Origin of the sequence: Micromonospora sp. WMMD1076 (assembly GCF_029581475.1) — a bacterium.
GTDB lineage: Bacteria > Actinomycetota > Actinomycetes > Mycobacteriales > Micromonosporaceae > Micromonospora > Micromonospora aurantiaca.
The window spans coordinates 4,646,742-4,664,435 of the sequence record NZ_CP120862.1 but is presented as its reverse complement, the minus strand read 5'-3'; the positions used below and the strand labels follow the sequence as shown (position 1 = coordinate 4,664,435).

Below are 17,694 nucleotides of genomic sequence, written 5' to 3'. Positions count from 1 at the left end.
CCGTGACTCCGGCGGCTACGCGGCGACGGCCTGCGGGTCGCCCGTGGCGTCGTGGGCGGCCATCTCCTCCTGCCGTCCCGGCTCCTCGCGCAGGATCGCGGCGTGCAGCCACGCGTCCGGGATGGCGAAACCGTCCACCAGCGTGCGCATGTACGGGCGCAGTTCCTTGAGCAGCGCGTTCACCACGCCGGTGATCGCCTTCGACCGGGCCGGGGTGAGCCGGCCGTGCTCCAGCAGCCAGCCCTTGTTCGCCTCGATGACGCTCAGCGCGTACAGGTCGCAGACCCGGGACAGCAGCTCCTTGACCGCCGGGTCGGCTGTCGCGTCGATGCCGGCGACGAACGCCTCCAGCGTCACCCGGTCGACGTGCGCGGCGGCGACGGCGAGGACGTGGTCCTGCACGTCGTTGAAGATGTCGAACGGGCGGTCCTTCTTGCTGGAGGCGCCACCGCGCAGGCGGCGGACCGCGCTGTCGAGCAGGTGCTCCTCGCGGTCCTCGAACACCTTGAGCTGCCAGCCCCGGTCGGTGACGGCGACCTCGTCGTCCCGGCCGGGCACGGCGCCGACCAGCCGTGCGATGAGCGCCCGCGCGGCGGTGCGTTCCAGCACCATCTCGCGTACCTGATCGGCGACGAACGAGGCGCGTCCCCAGCCGTCCAGCGAGCCGAACTCGTCTCGGTAGCCGGTCAGCAGCCCCTTGGCGACGAGCTGGAGCAGGACCGTGTTGTCACCCTCGAACGTGGTGAACACGTCGGTGTCGGCCTTGAGGCTGGGCAGCCGGTTCTCGGACAGGTAGCCGGCGCCGCCGCACGCCTCCCGGCAGGCCTGGATGGTGCGTGTGGCGTGCCAGGTCTGCGCCGCCTTGAGGCCGGCGGCACGGGACTCCAGCTCCCGCTGCCGGTGCTCGTCGACCGGCCCGTCGCCGCCCTGGACCTCGTCGAGGGCGGCGACCAGCTCGGTCTGGGCGAAGTGCAGCGCGTACGTGGTGGCCAGCGCGGGCAGCAGCTTGCGCTGGTGGGCCAGGTAGTCGTTGAGCAGCACCTCGCGGTCACCCTCGGCGTCACTGAACTGGCGGCGGATGTCGCCGTAGCGCACCGCGATGGCCAGCGCCGCCTTGGTGGCCGCCGACGCGGCGCCACCGACGCTGACCCGGCCCCGCACCAGCGTGCCGAGCATGGTGAAGAAGCGGCGGGAGTCGTTCTCGATCGGGCTGGAGTACGTCCCGTCCTCGGCCACCTGCGCGTACCGGTCCAGCAGCATGTCCCGCGGCACCCGTACGTGGTCGAAGCTGAGCCGCCCGTTGTCGACGCCGAGCAGACCGGCCTTGGGGCCGGCGTCGCCGATGGTCACGCCGGGCGTCGGGTTGCCGTGCTCGTCCCGGATCGGCACCAGCCACGCGTGCACCCCGTGGCGGCGCCCGCCGCTGACGAGCTGGGCGAAGACCACAGCCATCCGCCCGTCCCGGGCCGCGTTCCCGATGTAGTCCTTGCGCGCCGCCTCGTGCGGCGTGTGCAGGTCGAAGGACTGCGTCTGCGGGTCGTACACGCAGGTGGTGCGCAGTTGCTGCACGTCCGAGCCGTGGCCGGTCTCGGTCATCGCGAAGCAGCCGAAGAGCCGGCCCTCGACGATGTCCCGCAGGTAGGCGTCGTGGTGCCGCGTGGTGCCGAGCGCGGCGACCGCGCCGCCGAACAGGCCCCACTGCACGCCGGCCTTCACCATGAGTGACAGGTCGACCTGGGCCAGCATCTCGGTGGCGACGATCGAGGCGCCCACGTCGGACCGGCCGCCGTACTCGGCCGGGAAGCCCGCGGCGATGCCCAGCTCGACCGGGAGTTCGCCGAGCAGCCGGGTGATCCGCTCGCGCGCCTGGTCGCCGGTCTCGCCGTAGACCGGCAGGAACCGTTCGTCGAGATGTTCGCGGTGAGCCCGGCGGACCTCGGCCCACGGTCCGTCGAGCGTCTCCTGAAGGCGGGCGATGTCGATGCGGCCGGACGCGTGATCGAGCATGGTCGCTCCTCGGGGCAGCGGACATATGGGTGCACTCTCGGCCTGATCAACATTACCGGCGGTCACCGCGCCCCGCTGGCGGAGGCGGTGGTGAGCCGCGCCACCCGACTCGGACACCGCGAGGTCCGAGGTTAGGCTGTCCTCACTTCGAGCACTGGAGGCATCCCCTCGTGTCCCCGCAACCCGCCGGCGGCGCCGTCACGGCCCGGTACGTGCTGCGTCAGGCGTTGCGCCGCCAGCGACGGCCGGTGCTGATCGGCGTGACGCTGCTCGGCCTGCACCAGGTCGCCGAGGCGCTCGTGCCGGTGGCGATCGGCGTCATCATCGACCGCGCCGTGGTGACCGGCGACCCGTGGGCGCTCGCGTACTCGGTCGCCGGCCTCGCGGCCCTGTTCGCCGTGCTCGCGTTCGCCTACCGCAACGGCGCCCGCCAGGCGTTCGCGGCTGTCGAACGGGAGGCGCACCTGCTCCGGGTGGAGATCGCCGAGCGCGCGCTCGACCCGCGCGGACACCGGTCCGGCCTACGAGACGGCGAACTGCTCTCGGTCGCCGCCTCCGACGCCGAACTCTCCGCGGTCGTGGTGCGGGTCGCCGGATTCGGTGTCGCCGCGGTGACCGCGCTCACCGTGGCGGCGACCGCGCTGCTGGTCATCGACATCCCGCTCGGGCTCGGCGTGCTCGTCGGCGTACCGGTGCTGGTGCTCGTGCTGCACCGGATGGCGCCGCTGCTGTCCCGGCGCAGCACCTCCCAGCAGGAGGCCCTCGCGGAGACCACGGCGCTCGCCGTGGACCTCGTCTCCGGCCTGCGCGTGCTGCGCGGCATCGGCGCCCAGCACCACGCCGCCGGCCGGTACGCCGCCGCCAGCCGCAACGCGCTCGCCGTGACGCTGCGCGCCGCCAACACCAAAGGACTGCACCTCGGGCTCACCACCGCCGCCAACGGCCTGTTCCTCGCCGCGGTCGCCGGTGTGGCCGGCTGGCTCGCCCTGCGCGGCCGGCTCACCATCGGCGAGCTGGTCACGGTGGTCGGCCTCGCGCAGTTCGTCGCCGAGCCGGTGCAGACCATGGGCTACTGCGTGCAACTGTTCGCGATGGCCCGCGCCTCCGCCGCCCGGGTGGCGCGCGTGCTCGGCGCCGAGCCGCTCACCCGGCCCGGCGACGCGCCTGCGCCGGACCACCCGGACGGGCCCCGGCTCGCCCTCGACGACGTCGGGCACGCCGGACTGGACGGGGTGAACCTGCGCGTCGGCCCCGGCGAGGTGGTCGGTGTGCTCGCGTACGACCCGGCCGACGCCGAAGCGCTCGTGGCGCTGCTGTCCGGGCGGGTGTCGCCGGACGCGCGCCGCGGCACCGTGCGTGTCGACGGCGTACCCGCCGACGACCTGCACGTCGACGCGCTGCGCGGCACCGTGCTCGTCGAGCCGCACGACGTGACGCTCTTCGAGGGCACGGTGGCGGCCAACCTCACCGCCGGCGCCCCGGCCGACCAGGCGCGGCTGCACGCCGCGGTCCGGGCGGCCGCCGCCCAGGACGTCGTGGACGCACACCCCGGGGGCCTCGACCACCGGCTCGTCGAGCGGGGCGCGAACCTCTCCGGCGGCCAGCGCCAGCGGCTCGGGCTGGCAAGGGCGCTGCACACCGACCCACCCGTGCTGGTGCTGCACGATCCCACCACCGCCGTCGACGCCGCCACCGAGGCGCAGCTCGCCGACGGGCTGGCCGAAGCGCGCCGGGTGGCGCCCCGGGGCACCCTGCTGATCACCAGCAGCCCGGCCCTGCTGCGGATCACCGACCGGGTGGTGGTGATCGCCGACGGCCGGGTGGCCGCCGAGGGACCGCACGAGCACCTGCTGGCCTCCGACGCCCGCTACCGCGAGGAGACACTGCGGTGACCGCTGACCCGCGTACCCCCGGCCGGACGTTGCTGCCGGTCGCGTCCGCCCGGCAGACCTGGACGACGCTCGGCGCCCAGTTCCGCGCCCGGCCCGGCCTCAGCGCCGCCGCGGCGACCGTGCTCGTCGTCGCCGCCGCGGGTGGCCTGGTCGCGCCCTGGGTGCTCGGCCGCCTGGTCGACGACGTCATCGCCGACGCCCCGGTCTCCCGGATCGCCGGCCGGGTGGCGGTGATCGCCGGCGCCGCCGTGTTCACCGGCCTGCTCACCGCGCTCGGCGCCGCGCTCGCGTCCCGGCTCGGCGAGACGGTGCTGGCCCGGCTGCGCGAGCGCGTCCTCGACCGCGCGTTGCACCTGCCGTCCGCGACGCTGGAACGGGCCGGTACCGGCGACCTGCTGGCCCGCGTCGGCGACGACGTGGCGGTGGTGACGAACGTGATCGCGGTGAGCGGCCCGGCGTTCGTCGGCGCGCTGCTGTCGGTGGTGCTCACCGTGTTCGGGCTGGTCGTGCTGGACTGGCGGCTCGGCCTCGCCGGGCTGGTGGCAGCGCCCGCGTACGCGCTGGCGCTGCGCTGGTACCTGCGGCGCTCCGCGCCCTACTACGCTCGCGAGCGGGTCGCCACCGGCGAGCGGACGCAGGCGATGGCCGGCGCGCTGCGCGGCGCCGCGACTGTGCGCGCGTACCGGACCGAGGACGCGCACGTGGCGGCCATCGCCGAGCGGTCCGGCCTGGCGCGCGACCTGTCGCTGGAGATCTTCAACCTGCACACCCGCTTCGGCCTGCGGATCAACAGGTCGGAGTTCCTCGGCCTGGCCGCTGTGCTCGTGGCCGGGTTCTTCCTGGTCCGCGACGACCTGGTAACGGTCGGCGCGGCGACCACCGCCGCGCTCTACTTCCACCGGCTGTTCAACCCGATCGGCCTGCTGCTGATGGAGTCCGACTCGGTGCTGCAGGCCGGCGCGAGCCTCGCCCGGCTGGTCGGCGTGGCGAACCTGCCCGACACCGGCCCGGCCACCGCGTCCGGCCCGGCCACCCCGCCCGCCGGCCCGCGCGGCCCGGCCGCGCTGGACGTCACGGTGCGCCGGCACCACTACGACGACGGGCCGCTGGTGCTCGCCGACGTCGAGCTGCGCCTGGCGCCGGGGGAACGGGTCGCGCTCGTCGGCGCCAGCGGCGCCGGCAAGAGTACGCTCGCCGGCATCGCCGCCGGGATCATCGCGCCCACCGACGGATCGGTACGCCTCGACGGCGCGCCGCTGACCGGGACGGGCGAGGCCACCTCCCGGCGCGACGTCGCACTGGTCAGCCAGGAGGTGCACGTCTTCGCCGGGCCGCTCGCCGAGGATCTGCGCCTGGCCGCACCGGACGCCACCGACGCCGAGCTGCTCGACGCGCTGGAACGGGTCGGCGCCACGACCTGGCTGCGTGCCCTGCCGGACGGGCTGGCGACGCCTGTGGGCGAGGGCGGCCACCGGCTCACCGCCGCGCAGGCCCAGCAGGTCGCCCTGGCCCGCCTGGTGCTCACCGCGCCGGCCGTCGCCGTGCTGGACGAGGCGACCGCCGAAGCAGGCAGCGCCGGAGCCCGCGACCTGGACCGGGCGGCCCTCGCGGCCACCCGGGGGCGGACCACGCTGATCGTGGCGCACCGCCTCAGCCAGGCGGTGAGCGCGGACCGGATCGTCGTGCTCGACCACGGCCGCGTCGTGGAGCAGGGCACACACGAGGAGCTGCTGGCCGCCGACGGCCGGTACGGCCATCTCTGGCGTTCCTGGCGCGTCCCGGTATGATCACCGACCGCTCCACCGCCCCGGCGAGGTGACCATGACCGACCTGCCGACCCGCTTCGTGCTGTTCCCGGGGAGGCATCACCTGCTGACCCGGTTCCAGGCCGACTATCTGCGCCGGCTCGCCGGCGACGAGGCCACAGTGGTCTGGGCGGTGACGTCGGCCAACCACGAGAACACCCGGCGCAACCCCGTCGCGTACCACAGGCGGGAGGCCGCGATCGAGCGGTTCAGCGTGCTCAGCGGGCTGCGCTCGCTGGCCGTGCCGATCTTCGACACCGCGTACACCGATGCGTTCGCCGAGGTCACGCTCAAGAGCATCGCGGTGGCCACCGGGCTCGAACTCACGCCCGCCGACACGGTGGTGGCCTGCTCCACCCCGGAGGTCGCCAAGCTGTACGAGCGCCTCGGCTTCGTGATCGCGCAGGTCGAGGCGGATCCGGACCTGCCCGGGACGCCCGAACGGCCGTGGGACGTGCTGCTGCGCCTGGCCGCCGGCGACGAGACCTGGCGGGCGCTCACCCACCCGGCGACGATCGACGTGTTCGAGCGCTACCGCCTGGTCGAAGCGATCCGGTCGGTGGTGAACGACCCGCTCGTCGGCGACGAGGGCGGCCTCACCGTCACCCGCGACTACCGCACGTACGTGGAGGCGTTCGCCTCGGCCGCCCAACGCAAGTGGGACTCGGTGCGCCGGTACGTGCAGCCCGGACGCATCGTGGACATCGGCTGCGGCGCGGGCGCCGTCCTGGAACTGGCCGACCGGGAATCCGCGCTGCGGGAGAGCGACCTGATCGGCGTGGAGGTGGCCCGCCACCTCTACCAGGAGTGCCTGCACAAGAAGGCGCAGGGCGTGTTCCGCAACGCCAACGTGTACTTCTTCCACCGCAACGTCCTCGGCGGCGCGGTGTTCAAGGACCGGTCGGTGGACACCACGCTCACCTTCGCGCTCACCCACGAGATCTGGTCGTACGGGCGGCAGCGGGAGTCGCTGCTCCAGTTCGCCCGCCGCATCCACGACCACACGGTGCCCGGCGGTGTCTGGATCAACAGCGACGTGTGCGGGCCGGACGAGCCGGACCGGCCGGTGATCCTGCGGCTGACCACCGACGACGGGGACAACCCGGCCTCGCCGCGCCGGGATCTCGCCGACCTGTCCTCGGCCGAGGTCCGGCGGTACGTCTCCGGACTGTCGACGCGGGCCCGGCTGGACCAGTTCGCCGTGGACTTCGCGTTCGGCTTCGCGTACGAGCCGCTGGCCGGCGGCGCGGTACGTCTCGGCCTGGGCGCGGCGATGGACTACCTGACCCGCAAGGACTACACCGACAACTGGCTGTCGGAGACCAAGGAGCAGTTCTGCGGCCTGAGCTTCGCCGACTGGTCGAGGCTGCTCACCGAGGCGGGCTTCGAGATCGGCCCCGCGTCGGCGCCGGTCCGTAACGACTGGGTGATCGGCAACCGGATCGCGCCCGTCTCGTCCCTGACCGACCTGGACGGCCGGCCGCTGGACTGGCCGACCACCCACGTCCGCACCGTCGCCCACCGCCCGCGCAACGCCTGACCTCACGGCGCCCGCCGGACCGGCTGACATGCGGCCGGGCCGGCGGGTGCCGTGGCGTGCCTCAGCAGGTCAGCGCGATCCGTACCGCCAGGACGACGAGGATCAGCCCGGTCAGCCGTTCGATCACCAGCGGCACCGACGGCCGGGTCAGCCAGGGCTGTAACCGGCCGAAGAGCAGGATGTAGCAGGCCCACCAGGGCACGGCGAGGCCGATGAACGTGGCGGCCGGCACCGCCGTGCGGGCCGACGCGCCGTCGCCGGGCCTGACGAACTGCGGCACGAACGAGACGTAGAAGACGACCACCTTGACGTTCAGCAGCTGACTCGTGACGCCCATGACGAACGAGCGCCGCGCCACGTGCGGCTCGTCGGCGGCCGGGGCGTCCCGGACCGGCGCGGCGGCGGAACCGGTGTCCGCGTCCGGTCCGGGGCCGCCCGCGCCCACGGGGACCGGCTGCGTCGCCGCTCGCAACCGGGTGGTAGGCGGATCGGGGGCCGCCCGGCCGGTCAGCCCTGGTCGGCGCGGGTGCCGTCGCGCGCCGCGACGTGCGCCGGCACCGGCGTCGTCGGCGGCAGCGCCGGGTCGGTCACGGGCTGCTGCCAGCGCGCGACCAGCGGAAGCTCGCCGGCCCAGAGCCCGAGCGCGGCGTCCGGGCCGTCGCCGTCGTCCGGCGGGCCGCTGCGCGTCTTGACCGACGCCTCGGCCAGCGGAAGCGCCAGCAGCGCGGTGGCCGCCAGCTCCCGCCGGTTCGGGCGGCGGGCGTGGTCCCACTGACCGGGGGCCACGTGCTCGGTCAGCAGCCGCAGGCCGTACAGCTTCTCCTCGGCGTCGGTCACTAACCGGGGACGGCCGTAGATCATCGCGCTGCGGTAGTTGATCCCGTGCTCGAACACCGAGCGCGCCAGGACCAGGCCGTCGACCACTGTGACCGTGACACAGACCTCGGCGCCGGTGACGAGACTCCGGCTGGCCACCGAGCCGTGCAGGTAGAGGTGCCGGTCGTCGAAGCCGTAGACGGTCGGCACCACCATCGGACCGCCGTCGACCAGCACGCCCAGATGGCAGACGAAGGCGGCCCGGAGCACGTCGAAGAGTGCGGCGCGGTCGCGGTGCCCCTTCTCCCTCATCCGGCGCAGTGTCGTACGCGGCGTCGCGGACAACCGCCCGTCGGTATCGGTCATGGCTGATTCTCCTGTCGGCCCCGCCGTTTCTACCGGACCGGACCGCGGTCCTCAAGGGCCGGCCCGCCGGACCGGTGGGGGAGCGGGTCCGGCCGGCTGACGCCCGGGGCGCGACCTGGTCAGGTCGGCGGGTGCGCGCGGCAGCCCGGCAGTCCCCTGCTCAGCGGACCTTCTTCGTCGGCCGTTTGCGAGGCGGGGTCAACGACTCGGCGATCGCCGAGATCGCGGACGGCACCAGGCGGTAGTACGCCCACACACCCCGCTTCTCCCGCTCGAGCAGGCCGGCCTCGGTGAGGATCCGAAGGTGATGGCTGACGGTCGGCTGGGAGAGACCGAGCGGTGCGGTGAGGTCGCTGACCGACGCCTCGCCCTCCGGAGCGGACTGGATCAGGCTGAGCAGGCGCAGCCGGGCCGGGTCGGCGAACGCCTTCAGGACTCCCGCGAGCCGCTCGGCATCGGCACGCTTGATCGGCTCGCCGGCAAGTGGCGAGATGGCAGGGGTGGTAGTTTTCGCAGTTCCCACGCTTGCATCGTTGCACCAACGGCGGCCACCTGCCCGGGCAACCGGGATCATCCTCAGTCGCACGCCGGGTGTTCGTCGACCTCCGTCCGGCCGCGCAACAGTCAGGGCGGGTGTCAGGCGGTGGGGCGCAGGTCGGCGAGCAGGCCGGCGAGCAGGCGCAGGATCTGCGGCCGCGCGCGGTAGTAGACCCAGGTCCCCCGGCGTTCGGCGTCCACCAGGCCCGCCTCGCGCAACGTCCTGAGATGGTGGGAGATCGTCGGCCCGGTCAGGTCGAACGCCGGCGTCAGGTCGCACACGCACGCCTCGCCGCCTTCGGCGGAGGCGATCATCGACATCAGCTGCAGCCGTACCGGATCGCCGAGGGCCTTGAACGCGGGCGCGAGCACCGCGGCCGTCTCGGCGGGAACCCGGCGCTGCGCCAGCGGGGGGCAGCACGGTGCGTCGGCGCTGAGGTCGACGAGTGGGATCGGCACCTGCTGCTTCGGCATGTCTCTAGGTTGACACCTGTCTAATCAGCATGCAAGTCACTGATCAGGCAGATGCCAAACCAGGGCGTCGGGCTTCCGTGATCGGCACGACAGGCTAGGCGAGCAGCGTGCGCAGCGCCTCGGCCAGGCCGGAACCGGCGGTGACCGGGCGGGCGAAGGACAACCGGGTGTCGGCGTGACCGTCCGGCCGCTCCGCCCGTAGCACGATGCCCTCGGCGTCGAGCGCGACCGGGACGACGCGCGCCGGACCGGCTGTGCCGGTGGGGTCGACGAGCGTGCCGAGCCGGTCGAGGACGTCACGGTGGCAGCGCGTCAGGTGTGCGAGGTGGGCGGCCTCGTCGACGGCGATCGGATCCGGCCGGGCCGCGCGGTACGTGTCGAGGTCCACCGCGACGGGATCGGCGGCCCGGTCGAGGACGACCTCGTCCGGCTCGACAGCCCACAGCGCCACCGGGGGCAGGTCGAGCAGTGACATCACGGTCGCCGGGTCGCAGGCGTCGAGGACGGCCGGGTCGAACCGGCGGGCCGTGCCGAGGATCCGCAGCCGGGACCGCACCCGGGAGCGCACGGCGACCGGGGCGAGGTGGGTCACGTCGAGGCGTACCGCGCCGCTGTGACCGCGCGCGGCGACCAGCAGGCCGCCGGTGCGGCTCATCGCGTCGACCGCGAGGACGATCGTGCCGTCGGGGAGGACGGCGTGGGCGGAGAGGAGGTCGGCGGTGACGTCGCCGAGCGTGAGCCGCAGCGAGGAGGCGGCGGTCAGCACGCACCGGGCGGCGACGGCGTCACGGGGCGTGGAGGCGCCCGTACCGCCCGCCGACGGCCCTGCGGCGACCTTGACGACGCCGGCCTGCGGGGCCGGACGCCCGGCGGGGTGCAACGCCATGTCTGTCTCCTCGGCCGGGAAGGGGTGAGGTCGGCCCAGGTCAGACGTTAGTAGGTAAGGCTTACCTGTGCAACGTGGTTCGGAGTGTCGCACACGACGTATGGGTCACGACGGTGACCGTCGTGACCCATACGGGCGTGGTGTCTGGTTTGTCAGGCGGGCTGGTAGGTCAGGCAGTCGCTGACCGTGGCGCCCGGACCGACCGTGATCGACTCGGCGGTGCAGGCGAGGTTGGTGTTGAACACGCACTCGGCCCGCGCGCACGCGCCAACCGCGCCGGTGACCTCCGCGATCCCGGCGCTGAGCGACGACTCGACGAACGTCGCGCAGGAGGCCGCGTCGGCGGACGCCGCCACGGTGATCGCGGGAGCGTGACAGCCGTTGTCGTTGAAGCTGCACGCGGTGGCGGCACATTCACGTACCGGCGGAGACTGCAACAGGGTCTTCATGGTGCCTCCAAGTCATGCGGGCCGGTGGACACAATGGCCGGCCTCGTGGTGCTCGAATGCCATCTGGTATTTGCCGCGCGGCCCGGTTCTCAAACCCGTCGGCCGTCACTGAGGATCATACTCGCTTTAACCACAGAATGCGGGGTTGGCGGCCGCACGTGGCCGTTTCCGCGCGAAATTCCGAACGACGAAGATAAGGCTTACCTTGGTTAGGTGAGTCTTTCTTTACTCGGCGGCAGGGCGAATGCGGGGGCGTGTTCACCACGTGTCAAACCGCTCCTCACCTGCGGATATGTTCGCTGCCGCCCGTTCCGGAGGCCCGGGCGCCCGCGGTGTAATGGGTGAGCGTGTAACGACGGTGAGTCCCGAAACGGCCGACACCATTCCGGTCGCGCCGAAATGCCGGCCCGGCACATCAGCGATCGGCGGGGATTCACGGCCGGCCCGGCGGCGGAATGCGAATCCGGTGGCGGCGGGCGCGGACGCCGCGTACGCGATGTCGTCCGGGCCAAGGTCGCCGGCCGGCGCGGCCGTGGCACCCTGAGCGGACCGCGGTGCCCGGTGCGGGCCGGGCGGGACGGGTGGAGGCGGCGTGGCCGAGGGGTGGCACGGCTGGTTCGGCACGATCAACGGGGTCGTGCTCCTCACGGTGGCCGCGTCGCCGGCGGCTGCGCTCGCGGTGTGGGTCCTGGCCCGCAGGCGCGGCGGCGCGGGGCCGGCGTGGCGGAGGTCGCTGGCCGAGGTGGGCATCGTCTACGGAACCGTGCCGTGGGTCTGGATGATCATGCTGCCGGGGGACGGGGCCGGCGTGGTTCCCGGCCGGGTGAGCCTGGTGCCGTTTCGGGACCTGCTCACCGTCCTCGCGAGCGGGCCGCTGACGGTGACGGTCCAGATCGTCGGCAACCTGCTGGTGTTCGCGGCGCTCGGGTGCCTCGCCCCGCTGCGGTTCGCGGCGCTGGCGTCGGTGCCGCGGATCCTGGCGCTCGCGGCCGGCTGCTCGGTGGTGGTCGAGGTCGCGCAGTACGTCCTGCGGCTGGACCGCGTCTCCTCCGTGGACGACATACTGCTCAACACCGCCGGTGCCGGGCTGGCCGCGCTGGCGTCGCGCCGCTGGTGGCACCGGCCGGCTGAGGTGTCACCCGTCACCACCGGTCCCGGCACCGGCCCGCTGAGCGGGGCTCGGCCCGGGTGACGCGGACGGCACGATGGGCCGGGCCGGCCGGCCCGGCCCATCGCGTGCGTCAGGTCGACGCGGTCAACGTCCGCTCAGCAGATCTTCTTCGCCAGAGCGGTGGTGGCGCCGCCGTGCTCGTACGAGACGAGCAGCGAGGTGCCGGCCGGAAGCGACCCGCCCAGCGGCAGGACGAGGGTGCCGTCCCTGCGCAGAGCGGCGGTGGTCTCCGCCACGACCCGGGTGCCGTCCCAGAGGAAGGCACGGACGGTGCCGGCCTTCTTCACCTGGAGTTGCACTGACACCTTGCTCGCGGTGCGGCTGACCTTCTTGATCTTCACGGTGCCGTCCGGCAGCTTGGCGTAACCGCCGGGCGCCACCCCGTCCGAGACGGACTGCAGGAGGGTCTGCGGCGAGTCGACGCTCTGCGCCGCGGTGTCCGGCATGATCGGAGCCTTCGGCGCCGGCGGCTTCGCCGCCAGGGCGGGCAGCGTCGCGTTGCCCCAGCGCCACGGGTCGGCCCGTACGCCGCTCCAGGTCGACCAGCCGACCCGGGTCTGCGCGGTCAGGTCCTGCGTGTCCGAGTCGTTGACCAGGATGTTCAGGCCCATCCGGTTCGGGTCGACGGCGTCCGGCAGCACGCTGAACGGGATCTTGACCTCGATCCGGTAACCCGTGTACGGGCTGCTGGTCACGACGGAGGCGATCTCCACACCCGGCGCGGTCTCCGGGCCGCCCTGGTGGTTGTCCCGCTCCCGGGCGAAGCACGGCGGGTTCCCGTTGGCCGGGTCGTTCGTGGCCGGGAAGAGCGCCATGTTGAATACCGTGGAGGTGTTCGCCGAGTTGCCGCGCGGGTCGATGCCGAACTCGATGTTGTCGTTACGCCGCGGACGCTTGCAGTCCTCCGGCGGCAGTACGGTGCCGAGCACGTCGTCGGTGATGGTGAAGACGGCGTACAGGGCGTCGTCGGTGTGGGTCAACCGGGCGGTGCCGGAGATGTCCGACGCCGGGGCGGCGGTGCCCTCCCAGCGGGTGGAGATGTCGATGACCTCGCCGGTGTACTCGTTGTCGTGGGCGTGCCCGTCGACGGTCGGCGCGGTGGCGGCCTTCGGGATCGTGGTGACCGGAACCAGATTGAACGCACCGGGCTCGTTCGCGCTGCCGCCGGTATAGCTGGTCTCGATCTGCACCCGGTAGGCGCCGTTGTCCGGTGCCCGGTTGGCCGTCGGCAGCGACGTGTCGGTGTTGGTGACGGTGAACGTCACCGAGGTGCTGGCGCCCGGCCGGAGCCCGCTGTACGGCACCTGCTGCTCGGCCACCGAGAAGCCGGCGGGGACGTTCAGCTCGACCGCGCCGGACTCGACCCGGGTGCCGTGGTTGGTCAGGTTTACCTTGACGCTGCGGGTGCCGCCGCTGGGGATGTCCAGCAGGGACTCGATGAGCGCGTCGAGCTGCTGGGTCTTGTTCCGCACGGTCCACGCGCGGAAGTCGGCGATCTCCGCCAGCGGCTCCAGGGTGCCGCGCACCGGCGCGGTGCCCTGAACCCGGGCGCTGCTGGTGCCGCTGCCGTCCTTCTTGCTGGTCAGCGTGGCGTCGAGCTTGAAGCGGGTGCCCACCTCGACCTGCGCGGGCGGTGTGACGGTGAAGGTCTTCACGACCTCCTTACGCGGGGTCAGCGTGCCGACGTTGCCGTTGCCGGTGACCGTCCAGCCGGCCGGCACGTTCAGGGTGACCTTGGCGCCCGGGACGGCCTTCTCGGCGTACAGGACGGTGTCCACCTTGATGGGCCGGCCCGCGACGGCCTCCCAGGTGCGCGGACGCACGTGGACCTCGGTGCCCAGCGGCAGGCCGCCCGGGGCGCGCAGGGTGGCGCCCTGGAGCGCACCGGTGCCGGCGCCCACGTTCGGGTCCGGGTACGGGGTGCGGGTGTCGATCAGCGTCAGCCGGTTGCAGCCGATGGCGTCGGGGTCGGTCGTCGGGAAGGAGCTGTTACCCCAGCCCTGCGACGCGTACTCCCGGCGGGCCCAGGTCTGGACCGTGTTCCACCGGTTGCCGTCGTGGCGCGCCGACTCGTAGCCCTGCCAGGTGCCGAAGACGACCTCGCTGGCCTCGTTCGGCGTGAACGTCGTCTCGCAGGCGGGGCCGTTGGTGCCGGTGACGCCGCTGCCGCCGGTCTGGAAGATGCGGGAGACCCGCCAGGGCTTGAGCCCCTCCTTCCTGATCTGCTCCGGGAACGCCTTCGGGTCGGCCGCCGCGTAGAAGGCCTCCACGGCCAGCATGGCCGCCTTCTGGTGGTTGCCGTGGTTGCCCTGGGTGGCCGAGGGGTTCATCGTGAGGATGACCTCGGGCCTGGTGGTCCGCAGGACCCGCACGATCCGGGACAGCGTCTCCTGGTGGCCCCAGACCTCCTCGGTCAGGGGAGCGCTGGCGGTGTACCAGAAGTCCAGCGCGTCCAGGTTGTAGATGTGTTCGACGCCGGCCCAGCCGACGGCCTTGCGCTCCTCGGCCTCCCGCAGGATGCCGAGTTCCGGGCCCTCCTCGAGACCGGTGGCGTTGCCGCCGCCCTCGCCGCGGGTGGTGGTGATGACGCCGGCCTTCATGCCGTGATACTCGTTCCAGTATCCGAGCATGCCGAGCTGGCCGGCCTCGTCGTCCGGGTGGGCGCCGATGAACATGATGTCCAGGTCGACCGGCTTGTCGGACTTCTTGGCCTGGGGCTTCGGTGATGCTTGCTGGGGGTTGGCCTGGGCCGGAGTGGCCAGGCCCAACGACAGCAGACCGCACATGGCGATCGCCGCGCTGGTGCGCCATCTCATGGGCATACCTCTTCGTCTCGAAGCGAGAGTGCTGCGGCTGGGGACGGTCGGCCCGGCACGGGCCGGCTGACACGGTGGCTCGTGCCGGGCCGTGATGCAGACAGCTGTCCACAGAGGACTGTGAGGTCCTCGGGGGTCGTGGTGCTCGACAACGGGATGGTGGTGCTCGCGCACCGCCACGGCGTGAGCGGTACGCACGGTGGCGACGTCGGTCCACCGGAAGGCCTTCGGGCCGTAACCTAGGGATCTTGCGGAGGTGTCGTCAATAGCTCCGGACGACTTTCTTCCTTATTCGAATAAACGATCGTCCCTGCTCAGGGCGATTGCCCGGATGTCGACCGTGACCTGTAGGCAGGCTTTGTCCGGGTCTGGCACCCCGATGTGGACCGCAGGGCTCGGTTTGCGCGTCATGTCGGGCTGGCCCCGGCGCGTCCGGCTTGTCAGTCGCAGAATTCTCGCTGGTCGGCGGGCCGAGATCATCTCGTTACTTGACGCCAGAATTTTTTCTCACTAGGAAGAAAGTGTGTCTGACAGAGCCCCGACCAGTCCGGTCAGCCGTGAGCGGTCCCGTGAGATCAAGCGTCTCTCGGTGATCTTGGCCGCCCGGCAGGCCCGGCGGCTGTCCCGCGTCGACCTGGCCGAGATGACCGGCCTCTCGGCGGCCACTGTGACCGCGCTCGTGCGGGAACTCGTCGCCGAGGGCTACCTCATCGAACGCGGTCCCGGCGCGCCCACCACCGGCCGGCCCCGGGAGATGCTCGAGTTCAACCCCCGCGCCGAGCTCGTCGCGGCGGTGTCGCTGGAGCCACCCCGGATCAGCTGCGAGATCGCCGACAGCGAGGGCGCGGTCATCGCGCACCGCGTCGCGCGGCTCGGCGCGAACGTGGTGGAGACCGTCTGCGAGTTCGTCCTCGACCTGGTCGGCGACAACCTGCCGTCGCTTCGCGGCGTCGCCATCGCGGTGCCCGGGGTGTCCAGCAACGGTGCGGTACGCCTCGCGCCGTCGGTCGGACTGGTCGAGGCGTGGCCGATCGGCGAATCGGTGCAACGGCGGCTCGGCGTACCCGTGGTCGTCGACAACGACGTCAACCTCATGGCCGCCGGCGAGTGCGTCGCCGGCGCCGGCGCGGACGTGGCGAACCTGCTGCTGATCCACGTCGCCGACGGCATCGGCGCCGGCCTCGTGCTCGACGGCAAGGTCCGCCGCGGCGCCAGCGGAGCCGCCGGCGAGGTCGGCTTCCTGCCGCTGGGCGGCGCGACCGAGCGCCGCTACAGCGGCGTCGGCGAGTTCGAGGCCCGGTGGTCGGTCAACGCCATCGCGGAGCGGGTCGTCGCGCTCAACCCGGGCCGCCGGCCCGAGTCGCCGGTACGGGAGCTGAGCCGGCTCGCCGGGACCTCGGCGCCCGCCCGCGACTACCTCGACGAGGTCCTCGGTGCCTGGGCCGGGCTCATCCTCTCCTGCGCCTGCGTTGTCGATCCGGGGCTGGTGCTGCTCAGCGGCGCCGCGGCGGAACTCGACGACCCGGCGCTCGACCAGCTCCAGACCCTCGTCTCCGCCCGGACCCCGGCCCCCACCGAGGTGCGCCGGGCCACCCTCGGCGACCAGGCAGTGCTGCACGGAGCGATCAGCTACGCGCTCTCGGCAGCGGTGCCCCGACCCTCGCTTCCCTGACCGGACCCGACCCCCGACCCCGCACCCACCACCCCAACCCACCACTCCACGTCACCGAACGCCGTCGCGGCGACCCGCGTCCGTACCCGCAGACGACAGGTCGCGGCGCGATGCGCCGCGCCCCGGCGGGTCGCGACGCGCTGATCCTCCTTCCCAGCTTCCGATAGTTCCCCCGCACAATGGAGGTACCAATGAAACGTCGTTTGGCCCTGGCCGTCGCGTTCAGCGCATTGCTGGCCGTCAGCGCGTGCGGCAGCAGCGACGACAAGGACACCGGCTCCTCCGGCTCCGCGTCGGCCGAGAAGGTCGTCATCTACAGCGCCCGCGACAAGTCGGTCACCGACTACGTCGTCGAGCAGTTCACGACCAGGAACCCCGAGTACAAGGGCAAGGTCGAGGTGCTCAACATGGGCGCCCAGGAGGTGCTGGAGCGGGTCCGCGCCGAGAAGGCCAACCCGCAGGCGTCGGTCTGGTGGGGCGGCACCCAGCAGGGCCTCGCCGCCGGCGCGTCCGAGGGCCTGCTGGAGTCCTGGCAGCCGTCGTTCGCCTCGAAGATCGACGCGCGGTACAAGGACGCCGAGGGCCGCTGGTTCGGCGAGATCCTGCTGCCCGAGGTCATCATGTACAACAACAAGGCGCTGACCCCGGAGACCGCGCCGAAGGACTGGGACGACCTGGTCGACCCGAAGTGGAAAGACAAGATCATCATCCGGGACGTGGCCGCCTCCGGCACCATGCGCTCGATCTACGCCTCGATGATCCAGCGCTTCACGGCCGACGGGTCCGACCCGCAGCCCGGCTACGACTGGCTGCGCAAGCTGGACGCCAACACCGTCGAGTACGCGGCCAACCCCAGCGACCTCTACCTGAAGATGTCGCGTGAGCAGGGCGTGGTGAGCGCCTGGAACCTCCAGGACATCCTGCTGCAGGCCAACGAGAGGATGCCGTTCGGCTACGTGATGCCGGCCTCCGGCGCGCCGGTGCTCGTCGACGGCGTGGCCGCGGTCAAGGGCGGCAACAGCGAGGGCGCGAAGAAGTTCCTCGAGTTCCTGTTCGACGACTCGCTGCGGGCCAGCCTGGCCAAGGACTACTTCCAGATCCCCGCTGTCGACATCGCCGAGAAGCCCGAGTGGCTGACCAAGCTCGACCTCAAGCCGATGGACGTCGACTGGGACGTGATCGGCAAGAACGAGACCGCCTGGATCACCCACTGGAACGCCCAGATCAAGGGCAAGGGCTAAGACGCTCGGAACCGGGCCGTGC

General features: G+C 72.6%; 14 protein-coding genes. 6 read left to right on the top strand and 8 right to left on the bottom strand.

Going from position 1 to position 17,694, the window contains the following annotated elements; translation table 11 throughout:
• Positions 1-15: 15 nt before the first annotated feature.
• Positions 16-2,007, bottom strand: a complete 1,992-nt coding sequence (locus O7622_RS22145) for an acyl-CoA dehydrogenase (protein ID WP_282310112.1) — start codon at positions 2,005-2,007, stop codon at positions 16-18.
• 170 nt (positions 2,008-2,177) lie between these two features.
• On the opposite strand from O7622_RS22145, the gene O7622_RS22140 reads away from it, so the two are divergent.
• Genes O7622_RS22140 through O7622_RS22130 form a run of 3 tightly spaced genes read left to right on the top strand, consistent with a single transcriptional unit; the run spans position 2,178 to position 7,244 of the window.
• Positions 2,178-3,899 carry an ABC transporter ATP-binding protein gene (locus O7622_RS22140; RefSeq protein WP_282310111.1) on the top strand — a complete coding sequence of 574 codons (1,722 nt, stop codon included), beginning with the start codon at positions 2,178-2,180 and terminating at the stop codon, positions 3,897-3,899.
• Positions 3,896-5,686 (top strand): ABC transporter ATP-binding protein, encoded by a 1,791-nt coding sequence (locus O7622_RS22135; RefSeq protein WP_282310110.1) that lies wholly within the window; start codon positions 3,896-3,898, stop codon positions 5,684-5,686. The genes O7622_RS22140 and O7622_RS22135 overlap by 4 nt, the downstream gene beginning before the upstream one ends.
• A 34-nt stretch (positions 5,687-5,720) precedes the next feature.
• Positions 5,721-7,244: a class I SAM-dependent methyltransferase gene (locus O7622_RS22130; RefSeq protein WP_282310109.1), complete on the top strand. Its 1,524-nt coding sequence runs from the start codon at positions 5,721-5,723 to the stop codon at positions 7,242-7,244.
• Positions 7,245-7,305: 61 nt separating this feature from the next.
• Here O7622_RS22130 and O7622_RS22125 read toward each other — a convergent pair whose 3' ends face one another.
• The 6 genes from O7622_RS22125 to O7622_RS22100 all read right to left on the bottom strand — a co-directional run bounded on the left by O7622_RS22125 (position 7,306) and on the right by O7622_RS22100 (position 10,772).
• A complete protein-coding gene (locus O7622_RS22125; RefSeq protein ID WP_282310107.1) occupies positions 7,306-7,689 on the bottom strand; it encodes a LysE family transporter in 384 nt (127 codons plus the stop codon).
• A 62-nt stretch (positions 7,690-7,751) separates the two neighbouring features.
• Positions 7,752-8,426: a pyridoxamine 5'-phosphate oxidase family protein gene (locus tag O7622_RS22120; protein WP_282310106.1), complete on the bottom strand. Its 675-nt coding sequence runs from the start codon at positions 8,424-8,426 to the stop codon at positions 7,752-7,754.
• 160 nt (positions 8,427-8,586) lie between these two features.
• Positions 8,587-9,000 carry a metalloregulator ArsR/SmtB family transcription factor gene (locus O7622_RS22115; protein WP_282314194.1) on the bottom strand — a complete coding sequence of 138 codons (414 nt, stop codon included), beginning with the start codon at positions 8,998-9,000 and terminating at the stop codon, positions 8,587-8,589.
• A gap of 62 nt (positions 9,001-9,062) precedes the next feature.
• Complete coding sequence (locus tag O7622_RS22110) at positions 9,063-9,437, bottom strand: metalloregulator ArsR/SmtB family transcription factor (RefSeq protein ID WP_282310105.1); 375 nt, start codon at positions 9,435-9,437, stop codon at positions 9,063-9,065.
• A gap of 94 nt (positions 9,438-9,531) precedes the next feature.
• Complete coding sequence (locus O7622_RS22105; protein WP_282310104.1) at positions 9,532-10,323, bottom strand: DUF2470 domain-containing protein; 792 nt, start codon at positions 10,321-10,323, stop codon at positions 9,532-9,534.
• A gap of 152 nt (positions 10,324-10,475) precedes the next feature.
• Positions 10,476-10,772 carry a DUF1540 domain-containing protein gene (locus O7622_RS22100; RefSeq protein WP_282310103.1) on the bottom strand — a complete coding sequence of 99 codons (297 nt, stop codon included), beginning with the start codon at positions 10,770-10,772 and terminating at the stop codon, positions 10,476-10,478.
• A gap of 592 nt (positions 10,773-11,364) precedes the next feature.
• Here O7622_RS22100 and O7622_RS22095 point away from each other — a divergent pair.
• Positions 11,365-11,964, top strand: a complete 600-nt coding sequence (locus tag O7622_RS22095) for a VanZ family protein (protein ID WP_282310102.1) — start codon at positions 11,365-11,367, stop codon at positions 11,962-11,964.
• 74 nt (positions 11,965-12,038) lie between these two features.
• On the opposite strand, the gene O7622_RS22090 is transcribed toward O7622_RS22095, so the two are convergent.
• Entirely contained in the window at positions 12,039-14,759 is a 2,721-nt protein-coding gene (locus O7622_RS22090; protein WP_282310101.1) for a sugar-binding protein, read from the bottom strand.
• A 589-nt stretch (positions 14,760-15,348) separates the two neighbouring features.
• On the opposite strand from O7622_RS22090, the gene O7622_RS22085 reads away from it, so the two are divergent.
• Positions 15,349-16,431, top strand: coding sequence for an ROK family transcriptional regulator (locus O7622_RS22085; RefSeq protein ID WP_282310100.1), 1,083 nt, complete (start codon positions 15,349-15,351; stop codon positions 16,429-16,431).
• 191 nt (positions 16,432-16,622) lie between these two features.
• Positions 16,623-17,672, top strand: a complete 1,050-nt coding sequence (locus tag O7622_RS22080; RefSeq protein WP_282310098.1) for an extracellular solute-binding protein — start codon at positions 16,623-16,625, stop codon at positions 17,670-17,672.
• The last annotated feature ends 22 nt before the right edge of the window (positions 17,673-17,694 follow it).